The organism is Sporolactobacillus sp. Y61, from assembly GCF_040529185.1.
GTDB lineage: Bacteria > Bacillota > Bacilli > Bacillales > Sporolactobacillaceae > Sporolactobacillus.
In genome coordinates, this window is the sequence record NZ_CP159510.1 from 1787426 (window position 1) to 1809397 (window position 21972).

Consider the following 21972-nt stretch of genomic DNA (forward strand, 5'->3'; position numbering starts at 1 on the left):
GGCTTTTTTCTTTTTTCAGGGGGGATTCCGGTGCTCATATTATATGAAAGTATGACCGGAAATGTCAGACGTTTTTTAAGTAAAACGGGGCTTTCATTTCAGCCCATCAGTCAAACAGATACAGTCGATCAGCCGTTCATCCTGGTGACCAACACCATTGGGTTCGGCGATGCCCCTGAGTGCGTCAAACATTTTCTGGCGCGAAACGGGCGTTATCTGAGGGCAGTAGCAGCGAGCGGCAATCGGAACTGGGGCAGAAATTTTGCCCATGCCGCTGATGTAATTGCAGAGACCTGCCATGTCCCGGTATTATACAAATTTGAGCTGGGCGGAACAGCAGAAGACGTTGTGAATTTTCGGGAAAGGGTGAGGGCATTTGTTGAACGAAGCGACCAGGCAGAAGTCATACATTGAGCTGAATAATGAGGTGCTCACACGTGGAAAAGAGGGCTTCTATCAGCTGGAAAAAGATCAGGAGGCTATTCAGGCTTTTTTGGAAGAAGTACGTGCAAAGACCGTCCGGTTCGACAGTATTTTAGACCGACTGCATAACCTGGTTGATCATCATTACTATTATGATGTATTCAGTGAGTATGATGAAAGGGCAATAGAATCCCTGCACCGGATGGCGGCGGATTATAACTTCACATTTAAGTCCTTTATGGCTGCAAGTAAATTTTATCGTGACTATGCGATGAAAACCAATGATAAATCTCACTATCTGGAAAACTATGATGAACGCGTGTCTATTGTCTCACTCTTTCTTGCACATGGTGATTTTGATAAAGCGCTGCGGCTGATGCATGCCATGATGGAGCAACGTTACCAGCCGGCGACTCCGACTTTCCTGAATGCAGGCAAAGCCAGACGCGGTGAAATGGTGTCCTGCTTTCTGATTGAAGCCGATGATTCTCTGAATTCAATCAACTACATAGAAAGTACATCCCAGCAGCTGTCGAAAATTGGCGGAGGGGTGGCCCTTAATCTTTCGAAAATACGCGCCCGCGGTGAAGCGATTAAAGGCGTTGAAGGGGTGGCAAAGGGTGTTGTGCCGGTTGCACGGAAACTGCAGCTTGGTTTTTCCTATGCCGATCAGCTCGGCCAGAGACCGGGTGCCGGTGCCGCTTATCTGAATATTTTCCACTGGGATGCACCAGAATTTCTGGATACTAAGAAGGAGAATGCGGACGAAGATATTCGGCTGTCAACGCTCTCCATCGGACTGATCGTACCGGGAAAATTTTTCGAACTGGCTGAAGAGGGAAAGCCCTTCTTCATGTTCGCTCCTTATACCGTATATAAAGCTTATGGCAAACACCTGGATGATATGAACATGGATGAAATGTATGATCAGCTGGTTGCTGATCCGTCGGTGAAAAAGAAGAGTGCCGATGCACGTGAATTTCTCAATCTGATTGCCCAGATGCAGATGCAGTCCGGCTATCCCTATATTTTTTATAAGGACAACGCCAATAAAAATCATCCGCTGCACCGGCTCGGAAATATCAAAATGTCTAATTTATGTACAGAGATTTTCCAGCTGCAGGAAACGTCAACAATCAATGATTATGATGTACCTGATCTGATCCGCCGTGATGTCTCATGTATTCTGGGTTCACTTAATATCGTCAACGTGATGGAAAGTGGCAAAATCCGTGATTCTGTCCATGCGGGCATCGAGGCACTGACCCAGGTCAGCGATATGACCCACATTGCCAATGCTCCCGGAGTACGCCTTGCAAATCAGGAACTGCATTCCGTCGGCCTGGGTGCAATGAATCTGAATGGTTACCTCGCAAAGAACCAGATCGCCTATGAATCGGAAGAGGCCCGGGATTTCGCTCGTACCTTTTTCTCGCTGGTCAATTATTATTCGATTGAAAAATCGATGCTGATTGCCCGGGAGCGCGGGGAAACATTTAAGGGGTTTGAAAAGTCCGACTATGCGGATGGCTCTTACTTCAAAAAGTACGAACAGGAGTATTTTGGTCCGCGGACAGAACGTGCAGCCGAACTGTTTCAGGCGATTCACATTCCAACAACGGAAGAATGGGCGCATCTGAAAGAAAAGGTGATGAAATTCGGGTTATATAATGCCTATCGTCTTGCGATCGCACCGACACAGTCCATCAGTTATGTTCAGAATGCAACCAGTTCGGTCATGCCTGTTGTCAATGTCATTGAGCGGCGCAAATACGGTAACAGCGAAACCATCTATCCCATGCCCTTCCTGTCCCCGCAGACGATGTGGTACTTTAAATCGGCGTATCAGACGAATCAGTACCGGGTCATTGATATGATTGCCGAAATCCAGCGACATGTGGATCAGGGCGTGTCGACCATTCTGTATGTTGACAGCATGACCAGCACGAGACAGCTGGCACGGCTTTATGTCTATGCCCATAAAAAAGGATTGAAATCACTGTATTACACGCGGACACAGCTGCTGTCGCCGGAAGAATGCACAGCCTGCGCCGTATGATACGATCAAGCATGTAAGGACGGTTGGAAAATGAAAGCTATAAACTGGAACAACAGTGATAACCAGATTGCAAAGATATACTGGAAGCAAAATATCAATCAGTTCTGGACAGAAGAGGCCTTCAAGGTTTCACGGGATCTGCCCGACTGGGGCCGGATGACTGAGGCAGAACGGCGTACCTATGTCGAAGTCCTGTCCGGGCTGACAGGGCTTGATCGTGAACAGGGGGATAACGGCATGCCCCTGATCTCGATTCATCATGATAATATGCATGAGCAGGCTGTGTTTGCCTGGATGGGGATGATGGAACATATCCATGCAAAATCTTATTCCCATATTTTTTCAACGCTCATACCATCGAAGAAAACCAATTATTATCTGGGTGAATGGGTAGATCGGCAGCCGGAACTTCAGGCAAAGTATCAGGCGATTGCCTTCTGGTATAACCAGCTTTATGATCGGCGGGAAAATGTGACGCCGTTTAAACGGTATATGGCCATGACCGCATCCGTTTTCCTTGAAAGCTTTTCCTTTTACAGTGGCTTCTTCTATCCGGTTTACCTGTCCGGACAGGGGCGGATGATTGCCAGCGGTGAGATCATCCGGAAAATCATTCAGGATGAATCGATTCACGGGAGTTTTACCGGAATGGTCGCCCAGAGGCTTTACCAGGAGGATCTGTCGGACAGTGAAAGAGTGAAGGCGGATCATGAATCTTTTAAACTCCTTGACCATTTGCTTGATATCGAGAAGAGATACACGCAAAAGATCTATGCGGATGTCGGTCTGGTGAAAGAAGTGAACGATTACGTCCTGTATAATGCCAACCGGGCACTGCAGAATCTGGGCCGGGACGATAAATACGAACATGATCCGGTCAGCCAGATTGTGCTGAACGGGATTGATACCGGTACGATCAATCATGATTTCTTCTCAACAAAAGGAGATTATGTTGTTCCGCTGAATATCGAACCCTTAACTGACGACGATTTTAAATTTGATAATGTGTAACTCCTGACAGCCTGTGATCCTCTTCGCAGGCTGTTTTTTCGAAAGAAGGACTGATGTTTCGGAGCGCTGCGAATGATATAATAAGAGTACAGATGACGGAGAGCCGGGAGGGGATTTTTTGATTCCAAAATTCATGAGAAAAACACTAATTGGAATAGTCGCTGTACTGACATTTGGCGCCATTGTCCCCACTTTTCCGGCGAATTATCTTGATAAACAAAGTGATAAGCAAAATATCCAGAGCACGAAAGGTCAGAAAACAGATCTTCCAGCTTATGTAGAGACGCAGGAAGCAAGCAGGAGAACAGGCTGGAGTGCCGCAGTTCCTGACAATGAGCCGGTGGAGAAACTGATCAGTGCCTTTTCGTCCTATGCGCTCCTGGAAGTCAGGTATCAGGGCCTGCATAAATTTGGTCGGCGGATCACAGAGAAAATGGGTTATCAGTATGCTACTGAAGTGGCTCCTGCATTTGCAGCCGTCATACGGGAGCTAAGTCGCGGCCATGATTCAGAGTGGGTCCGCAGTCTTGCCGTAACGCACTCTGCTGCACCGGGACTGGGTGAACGAATTTTGCACATTTACAATACGGATTCTGGAAAAAATGTACTCAAACTGCACGTCCGCCGGGATCACCCGCCGCTTGACGGTTACTGGTTTGATTTTCATTATCATTCTGCGCGGGATGGTTTTCAGGCACATCATGAATTGAAGAAAATATACTGGGGGAAAAATATACCACCTAAATGGCGGGCATAGCCGTCAAACAGCCGGGCTGATGGAGTTCCGGCTGAATGTATAGATAAAAAAATCAGTTCTCTGGCAGCTTACCGGTATGTTCGGAACCGGATCTCTGGTAAGGGTCGAACCCCAGTTCAGCAACAACCTGCGTCATGAGGCGGTAGCCGGCCGGATTGGGATGCAAATGATCGAAACTGAGCAGATAAGGCTCATAGCCGGTGAAAGCCTGATAGATATCCGCCGTGCGGACAAAAGGAAAGCGTTCGAGAGCAGACAGGCCCTGATTGTACTGTTCAATCCAGAGGCTCGAGCCGGGAACATGAAATAAAGGGTTGTAAAGGTTAAGGACCCGGATCATGAGAGGTCCGGTCTGATGAATATCCAGAATAGCTGACAGGATTCGTTCCATTTGATCCAGACATTTACGGACTGCTGTTCTCGCTATGCTGTCATCACCGGTTTTCAGCCAGGCTCTTCCGGCACGAAGGAGATCATTCCCGCCTCCTGTGATTGTGATAAATCCAGCCTGTCGGACGGCTTCGGAGACGGCCGGATGAGCCAGACTGCGAAGAATGTCTGCTGTCGTTGCACCGTTTCTTGCAAACACTTTCAGCCTGACAGGGAGCCGGAAGCGGTCTTTCAAAATACGGTGATATTGCCTGACAAAATCAGGATAAAATAAAGTTGATCCCACGCCCACGGTAAGAGAATCGCCGAGGGCTACATATAGCGGGTTACTCATCGTCATAACCTCCGCGAAGTCAAGCTTCTTTTTTCATACTATTCAGCAGCGCCCGCAACGTTACCTTACCGATTTGAAATAACAGGCAGCGCCGGATACATGGTCCGGCGCTGCCTGTTATAGTTTATGATTAATGAATTAAAATAACGGATTGAAAATTATTCTCCAATAAATTCCTGAGTCCAGTACGTGCCGTATGATCCACCTTCAACAAAGCCGACACCAATTGTTGTAAAATTAGCGTTGAGAATATTCGCACGGTGTCCCGGGCTGTTCATCCAGCCCTGAACGACTTCTTCCGGGGTTTTTTGACCGGCTGCAATATTTTCTCCGGCTGCTCTATAGTTGATTCCGTATTTTTTCATCATATCAAAAGGAGATCCGTAGGTCGGTGACTGGTGGTCAAAGTAATTCCTGTCTCGCATATCCTGCGATTTGGCACGTGCCATTTTCGCCAGCTGGGCATTTCCCGATTTCAGCGGCGCCAGTCCGGCTTTTGTTCGTTCCTGATTCGTCAGTTCAACGACTTTCTTTTCAAATGCATTCATCTGACTCGTTGATTGCTGATGATCAGAAGGTTCAGGACTTTTGTCCGGTGCCGGTTTTTCCGGAGTTGCGGGTTTTTCCGGGGCTGCCGGCTTTGCCGGTGCCTCAGGCTTTTGTGGTTGAGCTGCCTGTCCCGGGTTTTTCTGCGGCTGATCTGTCTTTTGACCGATATCCACCACGATCGGCTGATTTTTCAGATGAGAAAGATCAACCTGAATGCCGAACTTTTTCAGCAGTTCATTGACGTCGGGCAACTGATTGTCCTTCAACTTCCACAGATTTAAAAGGTCAGTCGCAGCAACTTTGAGCTGGACATTATTTGGAAGAGCTGCAGCTTCTGCGTGTCCCCCTGAAACGAATGGCAAGGCAAGCGACCCAGCAAGAGTTAAAGCAAGAATTTTTTTGAACATGTTTTGTAACTCCCTCCTTGGTCAATAGGTTTCGAGATTATGAGACTTTCGGAGGGGTACAAAAGAAATTGCATGATGTTACCAGTTAAATGGAAAAACCGGCCTGCGCGTCAAGATATGCTATTTCCCGGGAAATCCACGGGTTTAGCCAGGCCTGAGGCGCCGGCTGAACCCGAGTTGCATCCATAGATTGTGATCCTTCCTCTATGTAAAAAAAGGCACTGCTCCATTCAGGAAACAGTGCTGTAAATTCATTCGATTAAGAAAGGATTAGAAAAACCGGATTTCTGGCGCATCGGCAACTTGCCAGAGCAGTCTTTTTTTCAGCCCCTTCTTATTTGGGAAACTGCTGCCGGGCATACTGGTTGAACTGTTGCTGTGTCTGCTGCATTTTCTGAGGTTCCTGAGATTCAAATTTATACCATCCCTTGTTAAACATCAGATTGTACAGATCGCGCTGATGGTCGCAGGTGGCATCAAAAACAGATTTAATATCCTGATAAAGCGCCTGATGACTCGCTTCCTGCATGGCATGTACATAGGAAATGCCCATATATTTTTCCGACAGGAGCAAATCATTTAAATAATCCCTGTCATTCATCTGCGGCGTTTTCGGAACCTGGGATTCTGTATTCTGGATCGGCGTCGACTGTGCGGGCTGCTTCATCATTTCGAAATCCCTCCTGTAACAGGGGTCTGTATGTGTTTACCTAGGTGATTCAGGATATCCTGATAATGGCGCTGATGAAGCTGACAGGTTCGATTCATCGCCTGCATCACATCCTGATCCTGACACATAGAAGCATAGGCGTGTGCTTTCTTGATGAGATCCAGGTTCCATGAAAGCATGTCTTCAATATACAAATGATCTTTAGTGGACAGGATGTCCGGCGGCTGCGGGAAGTTCGTCTGAGACTGCCCGCCCTGCTGCATAAACATGTGTGTTTCACACTCCTCTGTTAATTAAATTAATGGTGACGGTGCTCAGGTGTATTATGTCCCTGCGTGCGGAAATCATTTGGCTTTCTTTTTATTTTCTACAGGAAACAACAGTCACATGCCTTTAGATGATCTTATGAAATAGGCTATACTATAAGAAACAGGCCCGTTCAGCCTGCCTGTTATTTTTCACTCAGGTGTCATTTTCCGCGGGCGATCCGTGCCTTTCCTCGCCCGGTATATTCGCTGCGGGGGCTCACCAGGTTGCTGGTGCCGCCGGAGTGTCGCACCTGCCACTGATCCATTAAGGGCAAAACAGGCAGCGCGGACAAAGCCGGTAAAAAGAATAAGCGAAGGGGTGGTGAAGCACGTTGCTGACGATGTATGGTTATCCGACCTGCGGGACATGTAAAAAGGCGAGAAAATGGTTAAACGACCACGATATCAACTACAGCGAGATACAGATTGCTGAGCATCCGCCTGCAAAGAATGAACTCAGAAGTCTCTACCGAAAATCAGGACTGCCTCTGAAGGAATTTTTTAACACAAGTGGCAGACATTATCGGGACCAGGATATAAAGACAAAGATCAGAACCGAACCTGAAGAAAAATGGCTGGAATGGCTTTCTGCTGACGGCATGCTGATCAAACGCCCGATTATAACCGACGGGGAACATGTTACGGTTGGCTTTAATCCGCAGCAGTTCGAAGCCATCTGGGGCAAAGTCATGAGGGAAAATTAAAGGGCATCACAGAGAAATTACGATATAATGGTATTGAAAAAAAATAAAAAGACACAGTGCGGTCAGCCGCTTAACTGAAACGGAGGCATTATAATGAGTATTCCTGAAGATTTACTTTACTCGAAAGATCATGAATGGGTGAAAAAAGAACCAGACGGCAAAGTCCGAATCGGAATCACGGAGTACGCTCAGAAGGAATTAGGTGATATTGTTTTTGTCGAATTACCGGAGACAGGCAATGAATTAAAAAAAGGAGACTCGTTCGGCAGTGTCGAATCGGTGAAAACCGTCTCGGAACTTTATGCACCTGTTGGCGGGACGGTATCGGACACAAATAGTGATCTTGAGGATTCTCCCGAATTTGTTAACGAATCACCCTATGAGAAGGCCTGGATGATTGAGCTTGAATCTGTGGACTCAGATGCTTTCAATCAGTTACTTGACGCAGCGGCTTATGAGAAACTGATCGGCGAAAAAGGCTGAGATCAGACTCCCTCTCCATCTGGTAAAAATATCATGTTTTTTAACAGCCCTTGTCATCTGAATGTTACCATAATGTCGCTTCCCCTGCGGTAGCTGTCATGGTATAAAAGAGACAAGGGCATTTTACTGATTCTGACAGGAAACGATGTCGTTCGACTGAAAATACGGCACAGATTTTGACATTAACAAAAGTTTTTGACAATACTCACCAGAACTGTATTGACGTGATATGTTTAAATCAAGATCAATTGACCAGAAAAAAGCGAGAGGTGGAATCGTGATGAGCGCCGGCCAGATTGCTATAGGTGGAGCGTACAATTTTCCGCTTGAAACCAATATTTTTAAAGCACAGCAGGGCGATGAGACCCTGAGAAATAAAATTATCGAATCGTACCAGCCTTTTATTAAAAAGGTTGTTTCTAAAGTATGCAATCGTTTTATTGATCAGACCATGGATGAATTCAGTGTCGGAATGGTCGCTTTTAATGAAGCCATAAACCAGTATAAAAAAGGACAGGGCAGTAAATTCCTGACGTTTGCCGATATGGTTATTCGGCGCAGAATTATTGATTTCATACGTAAGGAATCAAGACAAATGCGCAATATCTATCTGGATCAGGCGCAGCATGATGATGAAAACAATATGGAAGAAAGCTATGTTGAGCAGCAGGCAGCCATTGATTTTTATGAAGAAAAATGCCGGATCAGTGAGCGCACGGAACAGATCGACAGTTACAGAAAACTGTTGCTTGAATACGGGATCACCTTCGATGTCCTGAGCAGGCACTGCCCGAAACATGCCGATGCCCGTGAGAACGCCAAGATTTCAGCGAAAATTCTTGTAGAACACAAGGAGCTTGTTCAGTTTTTGCGTAAGAAAAAGCAGCTGCCGATAAAAGATTTACTGCAATTTGTTTCATGCAGCCGCAAAACCATTGAAAGGAATCGAAAGTATATAATAGCATTAGCGCTGATCTATATCGGCGGATTCAATGCACTAAAGTCATATATTGAACCGGAGTACTCAGAGGTTCATTGACGTAAGAAGGGCGGGGAGGAAACTGAACAATCGTGGAGTTCTTGTCTCCAAACAGGGACGCCGGGCTGTCATTCTGACAAATGATGGTGATTTTGAATCGGTCAGACTGAGGCGCACCGCCACATTGTCAGTCGGGGAAACGGTTTTATCCGCTCACCTTGCTCATTCATTTCATCTTGGCAGTTATTTTCTTATACCTGTACTGGCTCTTGGATTTTCCATGTTCTGCTTTGCACCCTTATCGCATAGTACCTTCCAGCCGGACCGGCCGGTTGCCGCCTATGTCAGTTTCGATGTTGCATCCGATATTGAAGCGAGTGTCGATCCGGACATGCGCATTATTTCCGTTCAGACCCTGGATGGGAATGCTAAAGCATTACTTCCGGATCCGGATGCATTCCGGGATATGTCTTTCAGTGCCTTTACATCACATTTGTTCGAGAGGCTCGATGCGCGGGGACAGTTAACCGGACAGACCCTGTGTCTGATTACGACCGTATTTACCAATCAGATCACGCGGTCAGAGCGAGACCATTTTAACAGAAAATTATTCGAAGCATACACGGAAGGAACGGCCCGGACGGCCATACGAAGTGGATCGGCGTCAAAGTGGCAGATCGCATCGATGGCCGGACGGCAGAATGCCAGACAGGCGGGACTGTCGATGGGCAAATACCTGTTGTATCTTAAGGCTAATGCGTTTCACAAAGTGCTGTCACTGGATCAGGCGCGACAGCTTTCTGCGTTACGTCTTGAACAGCAGCTTTCTTCCTCCAGACCGGTCTGGTATCCATTTATCAGGGAGCTGACGGGGAAATTTCAGAACGGTGAAAACCAGGCTGCGAAAGCAACTTTTCATTATATTAAAGAAAATTCACTGTTCAGAAATCCCTTTAACGGTCTGGAGAAGAAAAAGCCTGCTGAAGATCTGAGCGGTATGCGTCTCAGTGAGCCGCGGTCAGTTGCGTTGACTCATGCCCTGCGGCAACGTCTGGAAGCCTGATGAAAAACATAATCATGGATTCTGATGTTCAGGCAGGGGCGGCAGGCTGAAGTGCATTATTTGAAGATCAATCTGTTTCCGGATAAAGGAGACAGGTTATTTTTTTGGGCAAAATTTTTAACTGAAGAACTGATTTCCAGTGGGCAAGCCGTTGTTCTTCATTTTCCGGGTAGATCCTCATGCTGTTTTCTGTAAAAAATTGTCTGATCTGATAAATGTTCTTATAGCTGTCTTATCCTGCATCAAATATTAAACAACTGTAATGAAGACGTATCGCTTCTGTTAACAGCATGTAACTGCCATGAAAAATCTGGGGACTATGATTAACCTTGTTGAAAAGTTTAATACACATGTACATATAAGCGACGCGTGATTTTTGAAATACGAGCAGGAGGTTATCCGAAAATGAAGAAAAAAGGAATTATATCAGCAACGCTTATCGGCGGACTGGTTGTAGCAGGAACGGGTGCCGGAGGAGTAGATCAGGCAAAGGCAGCTCCTTCGGGAAATGCAGCAAGTTTGGCCAGACAGGGTATTGGTCAGCAATACAGATGGGGAGCTAACGACTGCTCCGGCTTTACGATGAAAGTCTTTGCCCGTTTAGGGGTGAATCTGCCTCACAGTTCTGCGGGGCAGGCAGCGTACGGTGCTTATGTCAGCAGAGATAACCTTCAGCCGGGGATCTCGTCTTCTTTAACACCAATAATAAAGGAATTTCTCATGTGGGGATCTATGTGGGCAATAACCAGATGATCAGTGCTGAAAATGAAGAAACAGGTGTCCGTCAGACGCAAATTTTTGATGGCGGTGCATCCAGCTACTGGGAACCCAAATATGTGACCGCCAGACGGATTTCTGAAAGCACCCCACCCGCTCAGAAAGCGAAAAAATCTGTACGTCCTGCAGTAAGACAGGCCGCACCGGCTTCGAACACGACTCAGAAAGCCACAAGCAACAATCAGGCGACGCCGTCTGGAACCTATAAAATTCAGGACGGGGATACGCTGTCAGGAATCAGTCAGAAGACAGATGTATCGGTGTCTCAGCTGAAAGCACTGAACGGGCTGAACTCGAATCAGATTAGATCCGGCCAAGTACTCCGGCTGAAGGGCAATCCGATTTCGCCATCCAAAGCTCCTTCAAAGGTTTCTGCAGCAAAACCGGCTAAAGCTTCTGCAGAAAAGCCGACAACAGCTTCTGCAGCAAAACCGACAACAGCTTCTGCAGCGGAACCGGCTAAAGTTCCTGCAGCAAAACCGAAAGCACAGACGGTTAATAAGTCAGGAGTTAAGGAAGCGGCGCAGCCTGCACAGTCGGCAGAACGTCCTGCCGCTGCTCAATCAGATAAAGTGTCCGGCGGAACTTATTTCGTCCGGACGGGTGACAGCCTGTGGGCGATTTCAAGACATCACGGAATCAGCGTATCCGAAATTAAACTGAACAATCATTTGAAGTCGGATGTGATTTATCCGGGTCAAAAGCTTAATTTCAATGTGCAGAATAAAGGCCAGACGCATAATCAGGCAAATAAAACATACGCGATTAAGCGCGGGGATACCCTGTGGGATATTGCAAGAGCGCATGGCACGACAGTCAGCAAGCTGATGAAAGAAAATCATCTGCATTCTTCTCTGATTTTCGCAGGTGATCAATTAAAGTTGCCGAAAAAATAATTAAAAATTTCATAATGATCATAAACGCCGGGCAGGAGGAAAATCTTGCCTGGTGTTTTTTTGAATCGTCGATTTGACAACTTTCAGCCACCATGTTAAGTTAAATTTACGCATAAGAATAGAAGAATAGGTAATCACTCTTATCAAGAGCGGCGGAGGGACTGGCCCGATGATGCCCGGCAACCCCTGTTTTCTGTTTATTCGGAAGACAGGAAGGTGCTAATTCCTGCAGAAATGCAAGTTTCTGGCAGATGAGAGAGGCAGCGGGCTCCTCTTTCATTGAGGAGTTTTTTGTTTACCTTCATGAAGCGTGAAAGGGAGGAGATACAGGTTTCGGATTTTCCGGAATATCCGGCTAAGCGTATAGAAAAGGTTTTGAAAGTGAGGAAATGGTGTTGATTGAGCTTCAAGATGTGAAAAAGGTTTACCAGACTGATGCCGGACCGGTTGAAGCTTTGTCTGACGTCAGCCTGAGCATCCGCCGGGGTGAGATATTCGGCGTCATCGGCTACAGCGGTGCCGGTAAGAGTACGCTGATCCGGCTGATTAATATGCTGGAGAAGCCGACATCCGGTCAGGTGGAAGTGGACGGGCGTGTGCTGTCTGATTTATCAGATAAACAATTGAGGAGGGAAAGACAGCAGATTGGAATGATTTTTCAACACTTTAATCTGCTGTGGTCCCGCACGGTTGCTGAAAATATTGCTTTCCCGCTTGAACTGTCCCATCTTCCAAAAACTAAAAGGAAGGAGCGGGTGTCGGAACTGATTCGGCTCGTCGGGCTATCAGGACGCGACTCGTCCTATCCGTCACAGCTGAGCGGAGGCCAGAAGCAGCGTGTGGGCATTGCCCGGGCTCTTGCCAGTAACCCCAAAGTGCTGCTCTGTGATGAGGCGACGTCCGCACTGGATCCGAAAACAACAGAGGACATTCTCCGACTGCTCAGCGAAATTAATAAGAAACTGGGAATCACGATTGTGATCATTACCCATGAGATGCATGTCATTCATCAGATCTGTGATCGTGTTGCTGTCCTTGATCGGGGAATCATTGTCGAAGAAGGTTCCGTTCATGATGTTTTTCTGCATCCACAGAAGGAGATCACAAGATCGTTTGTCGGCCGGACAGACGAATCGCTGACTGAAAAGGAGCGAATCAGCTCGTTTCAGGAGCATCATCCGGGAGGGACCATTATCCGCATCACATTCAGGGAAGGGGACAGCCAGAAACCGCTGTCGACGATTTTATTCCGGAATCCGGCTCTTGAGGTGGCTGTCATTGAAGGCGATCTGTCATCGGTGAATGGCGGTTCAGAAGGGCTTCTTCTATTAAATCTGACCGGTGCGGAAACCGATATAAAAGCTTCCATTGAGAAGCTCCGGGCAGGGCATTTGGAAGTTGAGGTGATTTCCCGATGAACGGTTTCTTATCAAGTATCGACTGGCCGGGAATGTGGCTGGCTACCGAACAAACGCTTTATATGACTCTGGTTTCCGGTGTCCTGACTTTTGTTATTGGTCTGATTCTCGGCCTGATTCTTTTCCTGACGGCAAAAGGCGGGCTCTATGAGCAGCTGTTTGTTTACCGGATTGTTGCGGCAGTTGTCAATGTCTTTCGATCGATTCCATTTATCATCTTAATTATCTTGCTGATTCCGTTCACTGTTCTGATTGTCCGGACGATGATCGGCGCAACAGCAGCTCTTCCTGCGATTATCATCGGGACAGCCCCGTTTTACGGGCGCCTTGTAGAGATCAGTCTCCGGGAAGTAGATAAAGGGGTCATTGAAGCCGCTCAGGCGATGGGAGCTTCCCGCCTGCAGATCATTGTTAAAGTCCTGCTTCCTGAAGCCTGGCCGTCGCTGATCTCCGGCATGACCGTCACGCTGATTGCCTTAATCAGTAATACCGCGATGGCGGGCGTTGTCGGCGCAGGCGGACTGGGCACCATTGCATACAATGACGGTTTTCAGGCGAATAATAATCAAATTACCTTTGTCGCGACAGTCATTATTCTGATTATTGTTTTTATTATTCAGTTTATCGGTGACCGTATCACCCGGCATGTTGATAAGAGATAAACAGACAGATCATAAATGATGGATTTTTAAATGAAGAGCACATCTGAACTATTGGAGGACTGCAACATGAAAAGGAAAATTTTATCATTAATACTGGCCTTATCCGTTATTCTGGCGCTTGCTGCCTGCGGAAACGGAGGCAGTGCGCAAAGCGGTACAAAAGGAGAAACAACACTGACGGTCGGCGCGACGGCTGTACCGCATGCAGAAATACTTAAAAAGGCGGCTCCGCTGCTTAAGAAAACGAACATCAACCTGAAAGTGAAAGTATTCCAGGATTATGTGCTGCCGAACAAAGCACTTGCTGCCGGACAGCTTGATGCAAATTACTTCCAGCACATCCCGTACCTGGATTTATATAATAAAGAACATCATACGGATCTGGTCAACGCCGGAAAAATCCACATTGAACCCTTCGGTATTTATTCAAGTAAATTTAAGTCTGTTGATGATGTTAAAGATGGCGCAACCGTCCAGATCAGCAACAATAAAGCCGAACAGGGTCGTATCCTGATGCTGCTTGAATCAAAGGGATTGTTAAAAATAAAACCGGGCGTTGACAAAATGGCGGCGACATTGAAGGATATTGAGAACAAAAAACATCTGAAATTCCTTCAGCCGATTGATCCGGCTCTGCTGCCGAAAGCTTATCAGCACAATGCAGCTGATCTGTTTGCTATTAATACGAATTTTGCTCTGCAGGCGAAACTTAATCCGGAAAAGGATGCCCTGATTCTTGAGGGGGGAGAATCACCTTATGCCAATGTTGTCGCTGTGCGCAAGGGTGATGAAAAGAAAAAGGCGATTAAAGAACTTGTCTCTGTGCTTCAGTCGAAGGAGATTCAGGACTATATCAAAACAAAATATAAAGGGGCTGTACTGCCGGTCTCTGATTAACCTGAGGGTGGTTTTAAAAATCTGTTTCCGCCAACTGTCCGGAAACGGATTTTTATTTTTATTCTGAGTCATGCTAAACCCGTTCATCCATTTTTCTTGAGTAAAATCAGCGTTATAATGAAGAGAAAGGTTTATACAGATTTTTCACGTATTTTCCTGAGGGCTTTAGTTGCTATCTGATTACATGTGATATAAGATGATAATGAGAATAGACTGAGAATTTATTTCAGTGAGCTTTCAGATCACACGTCATTAACTATTGGAGGTTATGGTATGACAGTACCAGAATTAAAAATAAAAAATCTTCATGTATCAGTAGAAGGAAAGCCGATTGTCAAAGGCTTTGATCTGGATATTAAAGGCGGAGAAATTCACGCCCTGATGGGGCCGAACGGAACAGGAAAGTCAACGGTTGCTTCTGCTGTGATGGGGCATCCAAAGTATGAAGTCACAGCAGGCAGTGTCGAACTTAATGGAAAAAATCTCCTTGATATGTCTGTTGACGAACGGGCCCGTGCCGGATTGTTCCTTGCCATGCAGTATCCCAGAGAAGTCAGTGGTGTAACCAATGCAGACTTTATGAGAACCGCTATCAATGGCCGCCGCGGTGAGGGTAATGAAGTACCTCTGATGAAGTTCATCAAAAAGCTTGATAAAAAGATGGACCTTCTTGAAATGGACCATAAATTTGCGGAACGTTACGTCAACGAGGGCTTTTCCGGTGGCGAAAAGAAAAGAAATGAAATTCTGCAGCTGCTTATGCTTGAACCGAAGTTTGCGATTTTGGATGAGATTGACTCCGGACTGGATATTGATGCCCTGAAGTGGGTTTCCAAGGGCGTTAATTCCATGCGTTCAGAAAATTTTGGCTGTCTGATCATTACTCATTATCAGCGCCTTCTCAATTACATCAAACCGGATAAGGTCCATGTGATGATGAATGGGCATATTGTAAAAACCGGCGGACCGGATCTTGCCCTGAAGCTTGAGGACGAAGGTTATGACGGACTTAAAGCTGAACTTGGCATCAAAGACGACGAGACAGTAGAGGCATAATAGAAATGCAGGGAGTCAGGAGGGAGAACATGTCGACGCAATTGATGAGTCTTCCGTTTGACGCGGAAGAAATCAGTCTCTTTTCAAAAAAAAGAAATGAACCTGAATGGTTTTTAAATAGACGTCTAGAGGGGCTACGTTTTGCAGAGCAACTGCCACTGCCGAAAACGGAAAAAACAAGAATCACGGATTGGAACTTTACGAATTTTAATTATGACATCCAGGAAAATACGGTGACGGAAAAATCACAGCTTCCGGAAGAGGTTGTCAAGCTGATTGGTGAAGAGGAAAAAAGCGGGAATGTTCTGATTCACCATAACAACAGGCCTGTCATCCGCAGGCTGTCTGCAGAACTTAAGCAAAAAGGGGTTATTTTCACAGACCTGGCCACCGCAATGCATAAATACGGTGACCTGGTACAAAAATATTATTTTAAGACCACCCCGGCAGACAAACATAAACTTACAGCGCTGAATGCGGCTTTAGTGAACGGAGGGTCATTCCTTTATGTTCCAAAAAACGTTATCATTGAGGAACCGCTGCAGACCGTCTATTATCAGGACGCGCCCTCATCGGGACTCATTGCTCACTCACTGATTATTGCTGAAGAGAGCAGTTCAGTCACCTATATTGAAAGTTACCTTTCAAGTGAATCCACAGGAGACAGTGTGGCCAACCTGGTCAACGAAGTCTCTGTCGGTACGAATGCCCAGGTCAAATATGGGGCCGTTGACAACCTTACAGGGGGCGTGGTTTCCTATATCAACAGACAGGGAAATGTGGAAAGGGACGGGAGTCTCCAGTGGGCACTCGGCCAGATGAACGACGGGAATACCGTCTCGGAAAATGCAACCAATCTGCAGGGTGACGGATCTTCCGGTGACACGAAAGCCGTCAGTGTCGGAAGCGGATCGCAAAAACAGAACTTTGATAATTACATCCGCCATGTCGGTAAAGAAACGGTCAGCCGGCTGCTCGTTCGGGGCGCTCAGAAAGATGCTTCCAACTCGATTTTCAATGCGCGGACGAAAATTGAACACGGCGCTTCCAAGGCTGACGGGGAACAGACCCAGCGCGTGCTGATGCTGAGTGATAAAGCACGTGGCGATGCCAACCCGATTCTCCTGATCGACGAGTATGACGTCATTGCCGGCCACGCGGCTTCAGTTGGCCGTGTCGATCCGGACCAGCTTTATTATTTGATGAGTCGCGGAATTAAAAGAGAAACGGCTGAAAAGCTGATTGTTGAAGGTTTCCTCGAACCGGTCGTTGATCTGCTCCCTATCGAGGGCGTACGCAAACAGCTGTCCGGGCTGATTGAAAGGAAGGTGGGATGATGCTGGACGTACAAACCATCCGAAAAGATTTTCCGATCCTTGGCCGTGAAGTAAACGGCCATCCGCTGGTCTACCTGGATAACGCAGCGACTTCTCAAAAGCCCAATTCGGTTATTCAGAAGCTGGTTGACTATTATCAAAATTATAATTCGAATGTTCACCGCGGTGTCCATACACTTGGTACCCTGGCCACAGAGCAATTTGAAGAGGCAAGGGAGAAAATCCGCCGATTTATTCACGCAAAGAGTACGAAGGAAATTATATATACAAGGGGGACGACAGATTCCCTTAATATTGTGGCCTATGGCTATGGAAGAGTGAATCTGACAGCCGGTGATGAAATTGTTATTTCCCCGATGGAGCATCATGCCAATCTGATCCCGTGGCAGCAGGTTGCCCAGGTGACCGGTGCTGAATTGAAATACTTTCCGATGAAACCGGATGGTACGCTGGATCTGGATGATATCCGGGAAACCATAACCGACAAGACTAAAATTGTGGCTTGCACGGAAGTCTCCAATGTCCTTGGTACAGTCAATCCTGTGAAGGAAATTGCGGCGATCGCTCATGAAAAAGGGGCCATCATGGTCGTTGACGGGGCACAGAGCACGCCTCACATGCCTGTTGATGTTCAGGATATGGATGCCGATTTCTTTGCTTTTTCCGGACATAAAATGCTTGGCCCGACAGGTATTGGTGTTCTTTATGGCAGGCAGGAGCTTCTTGAAGCTATGGAACCTGTTCAGACCGGAGGAGAAATGATTGATGAAGTGGATTTCCACAGTGCAACCTGGGCAGAACTCCCATGGAAGCTGGAAGCGGGGACACCGCATATCAGTGGTGCGATTGGTCTTGGTGCAGCTGTAGATTATCTGGAAAATATCGGTATGGAAGCCATTAATCGATATGAAACGGAACTTGCTGATGCGGCTTATGAAAAACTCAAAGAGCTGGATGGTGTGACTGTATACGGACCGAAGCACCGCGCCGGTCTGGTCTCCTTTAATATTGATGGAATACATCCGCATGATGTCTCAACAGCACTGGATTCAGATGGCATTGCTGTTCGGGCAGGGCATCATTGTGCTCAGCCGCTCATGCGCTGGCTGAAATGTGAATCAACGGTCAGAGCCAGCTTTTATTTCTACAATTCACTTGATGAAATTGAAACGCTGGCGAAAGGAATTAAGGATGCAAAGGAGTTCTTCGGACATGTCATTTAACCATCTGGACCAGTTATACCGGTCGGTCATCATGGATCATTATAAACGTCCGCACAACCACGGGATGATTGACGATCCGGGCTGGATTACAGTCAGTATGAACAACCCTTCCTGCGGAGATAAAATTCATCTTTCTTTGAAACTGGACGGAGATAAGATTGTTGATGTCAGGCATAACGGAAGCGGATGTGCCATCAGTCAGTCTTCCGCATCAATGATGACCGATGTGATTAAAGGTAAGAGTATAAAAGACGCACATGAATTGTCATATGATTTTTCCGAGCTGGTTCAGGGCAGGGAGCACGATGACAATCTCGACCTTGGTGATGCAGAATCCCTGCAGGGTGTCTCTCAGTATCCCGCACGGATTAAATGTGCGACCCTCCCATGGAAGGCTATGGAGAAAGGGCTCCGAGAAGCCGCAGGAGAACATGCGGATCAATAATTCGACTATTATGTGAACTATGATAAAATAGAGATAACGACTTGGAAAATAAACAGGGACTGTATGAATAGATAATGGATAAGAAAAGGAGGATTCCAGATGGCGACACAGCAGCAAGTACCGGAAATAGACGAATATAAGTATGGTTTCAGGGAAAAAGATGTTTCGGTGTTCCGTACGAAACGTGGGCTGACAGAAGACGTTGTCCGCGAAATATCCAGGAAGAAGAACGAGCCGAAATGGATGCTGGAATATCGGCTGAAGGGTCTGCGTCATTTCTATAAAAGACCGATGCCGCAGTGGGGTGCCGATCTCTCGGCTATGAACTTCGACGACCTGACTTATTACGTAAAACCCGTACAGAATCAGGGGCGGACCTGGGACGAAGTGCCGGGTGAGATCAAAGACACCTTTGATAAACTGGGCATCCCGGAAGCCGAACGTAAATACCTGGCCGGTGTTTCCGCACAGTATGAATCCGAAGTGGTTTATCACAGCATGAAGAAGGATCTCGAAAAAGAAGGGATTATCTTCATGGATACGGATTCGGCCCTGAAGAAACACGAAAAACTGTTCCGTGAATACTTCGGGAGGGTAATCTCCTACGCGGATAATAAATTCTCTGCACTTAATGCAGCCTGCTGGTCAGGTGGATCATTTGTTTATGTTCCGAAGGGCGTGGTCTGCAAGACGCCGCTTCAGGCGTATTTCCGGATTAATTCGGAAAGTATGGGCCAGTTCGAGCGGACGCTGATTATTGTTGATGAAGGAGCCTCCGTCCATTATGTGGAAGGATGCACCGCACCTGTATACTCCAGCAGCTCGCTGCACAGCGGAATTGTTGAAATTTATGTCCGTAAAAATGCCTATTGCCGCTACACCACCATTCAGAACTGGGCGAACAACGTGTATAATCTGGTTACGCAGCGGGCGATCTGTGAAGATCATGCCACGATGGAATGGGTAGACGGCAATATTGGTTCCTGTGTGACAATGAAATACCCGTCTGTCGTTCTTAAAGGGGAAGGCGCCCGTGGGAGTACCCTGACGATTGCCATCGGCGGAAAGGGACAGAACCAGGATTCCGGTTCCAAGATGATTCACCTGGCGCCGAACACGTCGTCGACGATCATATCAAAATCGATCGCCAGGAACGGTGGCAACGTGACTTATCGTGGAAAAGTTCATTTCAGCCCGAAGGCGAAAAATTCACGTGGTCATGTTGAATGTGACACATTAATCATGGATGACAAGTCGACATCTGATACAGTTCCCTATAATGAAGTGCTGAACAGCGACATTTCACTGGAACATGAAGCAAAAGTATCGAAAGTTTCTGAAGAACAGCTTTTCTACCTGATGAGCCGCGGCCTGTCAGAAGAAGAAGCGACAGAAATGATCGTGATGGGCTTTATTGAACCGTTTACCAAGGAACTTCCGATGGAATATGCAGTCGAAATGAACAGACTGATCAAGTATAATATGGCAGGCGCTATCGGCTGATTTAAAAATAAAACAGGTGACAGGATAGATTTAAGCCTTTCGGTCTGATCGCAGGACCGGCAGGCTTTTTCATTTTTCCGGAACACATACAGAACGGGACGGCAGCAGGATTCAGGCGAAAAGACGGTTATCTGCAGAATTGCACAGGGCCTCTTTTTAGCGATACAATATACTGTGGATTCGATTGTTCGTACACTCGTGGGAGGGCTCTTTTTGATTTCACTCCATTTTTTTCATACAAACGATTTACACAGCCATTTTGATCATTGGGGGAGCCTCATCAGTTATCTGAACCATGAGAGGACACGGCTCCGGGCAGAAGGTCAGCCTTATCTGACTCTTGATCTTGGAGATCATATGGATCGTTTTCATCCCATGACAGAAGGTCTGCTCGGAAAAGGCAACGTGAAATTACTCAACGATGCAAAATATGATTATATTACGATTGGCAATAATGAAGGTATTACATTTACTAAAGATATACTGAACACGGTTTATGATGATCGTCACTTTGAAGTGATCCTTGCCAATCTTTATCATACAAACGGCAGGCGGCCCGACTGGTGCAAGCCCTATGTGATTTGTGATATGCAAGGGGTAAAGGTCGGACTGATTGGACTGACCGCAGCTTTTCCGAAATTCTACAGATTGCTTGACTGGGACATACGAGATCCTTTTACTGAATTGAAATCGCTGGTCAGGAAACTCAGGCCGCAAACGGATCTGATTGTGCTCATGTCCCACGTCGGCCTCCCGTTTGATGAGCGGGTAGCAGAAGAAATCAGCGGCATTGACGTGATCATCGGGGCACACACGCATCATGCCCTCGAACGTGGCAAACGGGTTGATTCGACATTAATCGCACAGGCTGGAAAATATGGGCACTATGCCGGTCATGTGGTTGTTGAATATGATGAAAAAGCGCACCGCGTCCTTCATAAGGGGGCAGATCTGGTCACTCTGCGGGAAAAACCTGATCCTGAAGCTGTTGAGGAAGTCCGCAGATTAACCGGGGAGGGTGTGGCTCATATGCAGCAGAAGATTGTCTGGCTGGACCATGCCCTGCCGGTTGACTGGTTCAGAGATACGGAGATCACGCGAATGATGGCGGCCGCACTGAGAAAATGGTGCCATGCGGAGGTTGGACTCGTCAATGCCGGCGTGATCCTTGATGGTCTTCCTGCGGGACCGGTCACCTGGTTTGATGTGCATCGTATTTGTCCGCATCCGATTAATCCGTGCCGGGTTGAGGTGACGGGGCAGGAGATCGAGGAAATGATCCGCATCGGTTTAAAAAAGGATTTTCAGACCTATGAACTGAAGGGATTCGGTTTCCGCGGAAAAGTACTGGGTAAACTGGTCTTCAGCCATCTGACTTACGATACCCGGCTTAAGGAAGGCAAACTGGATCCCTGTGATATCCGGGTTAAAGGCATTCCGCTTGAGAAGGAGAGACGATACAGTCTGGGTACGATTGACGTCTTTACGATGGGACACTTTCTCCCGCCGATTGTCAAGGCGAAGCAGCGTTTTTATCTGCCAGAAACCTTGCGGGATCTGCTGGCGTGGCGCCTGAAAGAAATCAACTAAGGGCACCTGTCACCTGACCGCCCAAATTTCC

The 21972-nt window shown here is 47.0% G+C and carries 22 protein-coding genes, 1 pseudogene and 1 riboswitch; of the genes and pseudogenes, 19 read left to right on the plus strand and 4 right to left on the minus strand.

Features of this window, described 5'->3' with window-relative positions; genetic code table 11:
- The first annotated feature begins 30 nt into the window (after nucleotides 1-30).
- From nrdI to ABNN70_RS08460, 4 genes are all read left to right on the plus strand, one after another.
- On the plus strand, nucleotides 31-414 hold the full coding sequence (gene nrdI / locus ABNN70_RS08445) for a class Ib ribonucleoside-diphosphate reductase assembly flavoprotein NrdI (RefSeq protein ID WP_129928667.1): 384 nt from the start codon (nucleotides 31-33) through the stop codon (nucleotides 412-414).
- A complete protein-coding gene (gene nrdE, locus ABNN70_RS08450) occupies nucleotides 377-2482 on the plus strand; it encodes a class 1b ribonucleoside-diphosphate reductase subunit alpha (RefSeq protein ID WP_353947539.1) in 2106 nt (701 codons plus the stop codon). The genes nrdI and nrdE overlap by 38 nt, the downstream gene beginning before the upstream one ends.
- A gap of 30 nt (nucleotides 2483-2512) precedes the next feature.
- A complete protein-coding gene (nrdF, locus tag ABNN70_RS08455) occupies nucleotides 2513-3493 on the plus strand; it encodes a class 1b ribonucleoside-diphosphate reductase subunit beta (protein WP_129928665.1) in 981 nt (326 codons plus the stop codon).
- A 118-nt stretch (nucleotides 3494-3611) separates the two neighbouring features.
- A complete protein-coding gene (locus tag ABNN70_RS08460) occupies nucleotides 3612-4250 on the plus strand; it encodes a YpjP family protein (protein ID WP_353947540.1) in 639 nt (212 codons plus the stop codon).
- Nucleotides 4251-4302: 52 nt separating this feature from the next.
- On the opposite strand, the gene ABNN70_RS08465 is transcribed toward ABNN70_RS08460, so the two are convergent.
- The 4 genes from ABNN70_RS08465 to ABNN70_RS08480 all read right to left on the minus strand — a co-directional run bounded on the left by ABNN70_RS08465 (nucleotide 4303) and on the right by ABNN70_RS08480 (nucleotide 6869).
- Nucleotides 4303-4974 (minus strand): GDSL-type esterase/lipase family protein, encoded by a 672-nt coding sequence (locus tag ABNN70_RS08465; protein WP_353947541.1) that lies wholly within the window; start codon nucleotides 4972-4974, stop codon nucleotides 4303-4305.
- 158 nt (nucleotides 4975-5132) lie between these two features.
- Entirely contained in the window at nucleotides 5133-5930 is a 798-nt protein-coding gene (locus ABNN70_RS08470) for a CAP domain-containing protein (protein ID WP_353947542.1), read from the minus strand.
- A gap of 334 nt (nucleotides 5931-6264) precedes the next feature.
- The gene (locus ABNN70_RS08475; protein WP_129928661.1) at nucleotides 6265-6600 is read right to left on the minus strand and encodes a spore coat protein; all 336 of its coding nucleotides are present in this window, start codon (nucleotides 6598-6600) and stop codon (nucleotides 6265-6267) included.
- A complete protein-coding gene (locus ABNN70_RS08480; RefSeq protein ID WP_353947543.1) occupies nucleotides 6597-6869 on the minus strand; it encodes a hypothetical protein in 273 nt (90 codons plus the stop codon). The genes ABNN70_RS08475 and ABNN70_RS08480 overlap by 4 nt, the downstream gene beginning before the upstream one ends.
- Before the next feature lie 380 nt (nucleotides 6870-7249).
- Here ABNN70_RS08480 and ABNN70_RS08485 point away from each other — a divergent pair, with 380 nt between their 5' ends.
- From ABNN70_RS08485 to ABNN70_RS08555, 15 genes and pseudogenes are all read left to right on the plus strand, one after another.
- Nucleotides 7250-7612 (plus strand): Spx/MgsR family RNA polymerase-binding regulatory protein, encoded by a 363-nt coding sequence (locus tag ABNN70_RS08485; protein WP_353949411.1) that lies wholly within the window; start codon nucleotides 7250-7252, stop codon nucleotides 7610-7612.
- A 93-nt stretch (nucleotides 7613-7705) separates the two neighbouring features.
- Entirely contained in the window at nucleotides 7706-8095 is a 390-nt protein-coding gene (gene gcvH, locus ABNN70_RS08490; protein ID WP_353947544.1) for a glycine cleavage system protein GcvH, read from the plus strand.
- Nucleotides 8096-8375: 280 nt separating this feature from the next.
- Nucleotides 8376-9134 carry an RNA polymerase sigma-I factor gene (gene sigI / locus ABNN70_RS08495; RefSeq protein ID WP_129928659.1) on the plus strand — a complete coding sequence of 253 codons (759 nt, stop codon included), beginning with the start codon at nucleotides 8376-8378 and terminating at the stop codon, nucleotides 9132-9134.
- Nucleotides 9106-10137, plus strand: coding sequence for an anti-sigma factor domain-containing protein (locus tag ABNN70_RS08500; protein ID WP_353947545.1), 1032 nt, complete (start codon nucleotides 9106-9108; stop codon nucleotides 10135-10137). The genes sigI and ABNN70_RS08500 overlap by 29 nt, the downstream gene beginning before the upstream one ends.
- A 582-nt stretch (nucleotides 10138-10719) precedes the next feature.
- Nucleotides 10720-10928: pseudogene (locus tag ABNN70_RS08505) on the plus strand (NlpC/P60 family protein); the annotation flags it as partial.
- A 246-nt stretch (nucleotides 10929-11174) separates the two neighbouring features.
- Nucleotides 11175-11810, plus strand: coding sequence for a LysM peptidoglycan-binding domain-containing protein (locus tag ABNN70_RS08510; RefSeq protein WP_353949412.1), 636 nt, complete (start codon nucleotides 11175-11177; stop codon nucleotides 11808-11810).
- Nucleotides 11811-11947: 137 nt separating this feature from the next.
- A riboswitch (SAM riboswitch) is annotated at nucleotides 11948-12068 on the plus strand.
- Between the two features lie 137 nt (nucleotides 12069-12205).
- Entirely contained in the window at nucleotides 12206-13228 is a 1023-nt protein-coding gene (locus tag ABNN70_RS08515) for an ATP-binding cassette domain-containing protein (RefSeq protein ID WP_353947546.1), read from the plus strand.
- Nucleotides 13225-13890 (plus strand): methionine ABC transporter permease, encoded by a 666-nt coding sequence (locus ABNN70_RS08520; RefSeq protein ID WP_129928655.1) that lies wholly within the window; start codon nucleotides 13225-13227, stop codon nucleotides 13888-13890. The genes ABNN70_RS08515 and ABNN70_RS08520 overlap by 4 nt, the downstream gene beginning before the upstream one ends.
- Nucleotides 13891-13956: 66 nt before the next feature.
- Nucleotides 13957-14787, plus strand: a complete 831-nt coding sequence (locus ABNN70_RS08525; protein ID WP_353947547.1) for a MetQ/NlpA family ABC transporter substrate-binding protein — start codon at nucleotides 13957-13959, stop codon at nucleotides 14785-14787.
- A gap of 273 nt (nucleotides 14788-15060) precedes the next feature.
- Nucleotides 15061-15843: a Fe-S cluster assembly ATPase SufC gene (gene sufC, locus ABNN70_RS08530; protein WP_129928653.1), complete on the plus strand. Its 783-nt coding sequence runs from the start codon at nucleotides 15061-15063 to the stop codon at nucleotides 15841-15843.
- Between the two features lie 29 nt (nucleotides 15844-15872).
- Nucleotides 15873-17180, plus strand: coding sequence for a Fe-S cluster assembly protein SufD (sufD, locus tag ABNN70_RS08535; RefSeq protein ID WP_129928652.1), 1308 nt, complete (start codon nucleotides 15873-15875; stop codon nucleotides 17178-17180).
- 2 nt (nucleotides 17181-17182) lie between these two features.
- On the plus strand, nucleotides 17183-18403 hold the full coding sequence (locus ABNN70_RS08540) for a cysteine desulfurase (protein ID WP_353949413.1): 1221 nt from the start codon (nucleotides 17183-17185) through the stop codon (nucleotides 18401-18403).
- On the plus strand, nucleotides 18393-18848 hold the full coding sequence (gene sufU, locus ABNN70_RS08545; RefSeq protein WP_129928650.1) for a Fe-S cluster assembly sulfur transfer protein SufU: 456 nt from the start codon (nucleotides 18393-18395) through the stop codon (nucleotides 18846-18848). The genes ABNN70_RS08540 and sufU overlap by 11 nt, the downstream gene beginning before the upstream one ends.
- Before the next feature lie 99 nt (nucleotides 18849-18947).
- Nucleotides 18948-20351, plus strand: coding sequence for a Fe-S cluster assembly protein SufB (sufB, locus tag ABNN70_RS08550; protein ID WP_353947548.1), 1404 nt, complete (start codon nucleotides 18948-18950; stop codon nucleotides 20349-20351).
- A 213-nt stretch (nucleotides 20352-20564) separates the two neighbouring features.
- Entirely contained in the window at nucleotides 20565-21941 is a 1377-nt protein-coding gene (locus ABNN70_RS08555) for a bifunctional UDP-sugar hydrolase/5'-nucleotidase (protein ID WP_353947549.1), read from the plus strand.
- Nucleotides 21942-21972 lie beyond the last annotated feature (31 nt).

Excerpts from the sequence above, each read along its gene's own strand:
- nrdF (WP_129928665.1), top strand. The coding sequence starts at position 2,513 with ATGAAAGCTATAAACTGGAACAACAGTGATAACCAGATTGCAAAGATA.
- ABNN70_RS08465 (WP_353947541.1), bottom strand. The coding sequence starts at position 4,974 with ATGAGTAACCCGCTATATGTAGCCCTCGGCGATTCTCTTACCGTGGGC.
- ABNN70_RS08470 (WP_353947542.1), bottom strand. The coding sequence starts at position 5,930 with ATGTTCAAAAAAATTCTTGCTTTAACTCTTGCTGGGTCGCTTGCCTTG.
- ABNN70_RS08475 (WP_129928661.1), bottom strand. The coding sequence starts at position 6,600 with ATGATGAAGCAGCCCGCACAGTCGACGCCGATCCAGAATACAGAATCC.
- ABNN70_RS08480 (WP_353947543.1), bottom strand. The coding sequence starts at position 6,869 with ATGTTTATGCAGCAGGGCGGGCAGTCTCAGACGAACTTCCCGCAGCCG.
- ABNN70_RS08485 (WP_353949411.1), top strand. The coding sequence starts at position 7,250 with ATGTATGGTTATCCGACCTGCGGGACATGTAAAAAGGCGAGAAAATGG.
- gcvH (WP_353947544.1), top strand. The coding sequence starts at position 7,706 with ATGAGTATTCCTGAAGATTTACTTTACTCGAAAGATCATGAATGGGTG.
- sigI (WP_129928659.1), top strand. The coding sequence starts at position 8,376 with ATGAGCGCCGGCCAGATTGCTATAGGTGGAGCGTACAATTTTCCGCTT.
- ABNN70_RS08520 (WP_129928655.1), top strand. The coding sequence starts at position 13,225 with ATGAACGGTTTCTTATCAAGTATCGACTGGCCGGGAATGTGGCTGGCT.
- ABNN70_RS08525 (WP_353947547.1), top strand. The coding sequence starts at position 13,957 with ATGAAAAGGAAAATTTTATCATTAATACTGGCCTTATCCGTTATTCTG.
- sufC (WP_129928653.1), top strand. The coding sequence starts at position 15,061 with ATGACAGTACCAGAATTAAAAATAAAAAATCTTCATGTATCAGTAGAA.
- sufD (WP_129928652.1), top strand. The coding sequence starts at position 15,873 with ATGTCGACGCAATTGATGAGTCTTCCGTTTGACGCGGAAGAAATCAGT.
- sufU (WP_129928650.1), top strand. The coding sequence starts at position 18,393 with ATGTCATTTAACCATCTGGACCAGTTATACCGGTCGGTCATCATGGAT.
- sufB (WP_353947548.1), top strand. The coding sequence starts at position 18,948 with ATGGCGACACAGCAGCAAGTACCGGAAATAGACGAATATAAGTATGGT.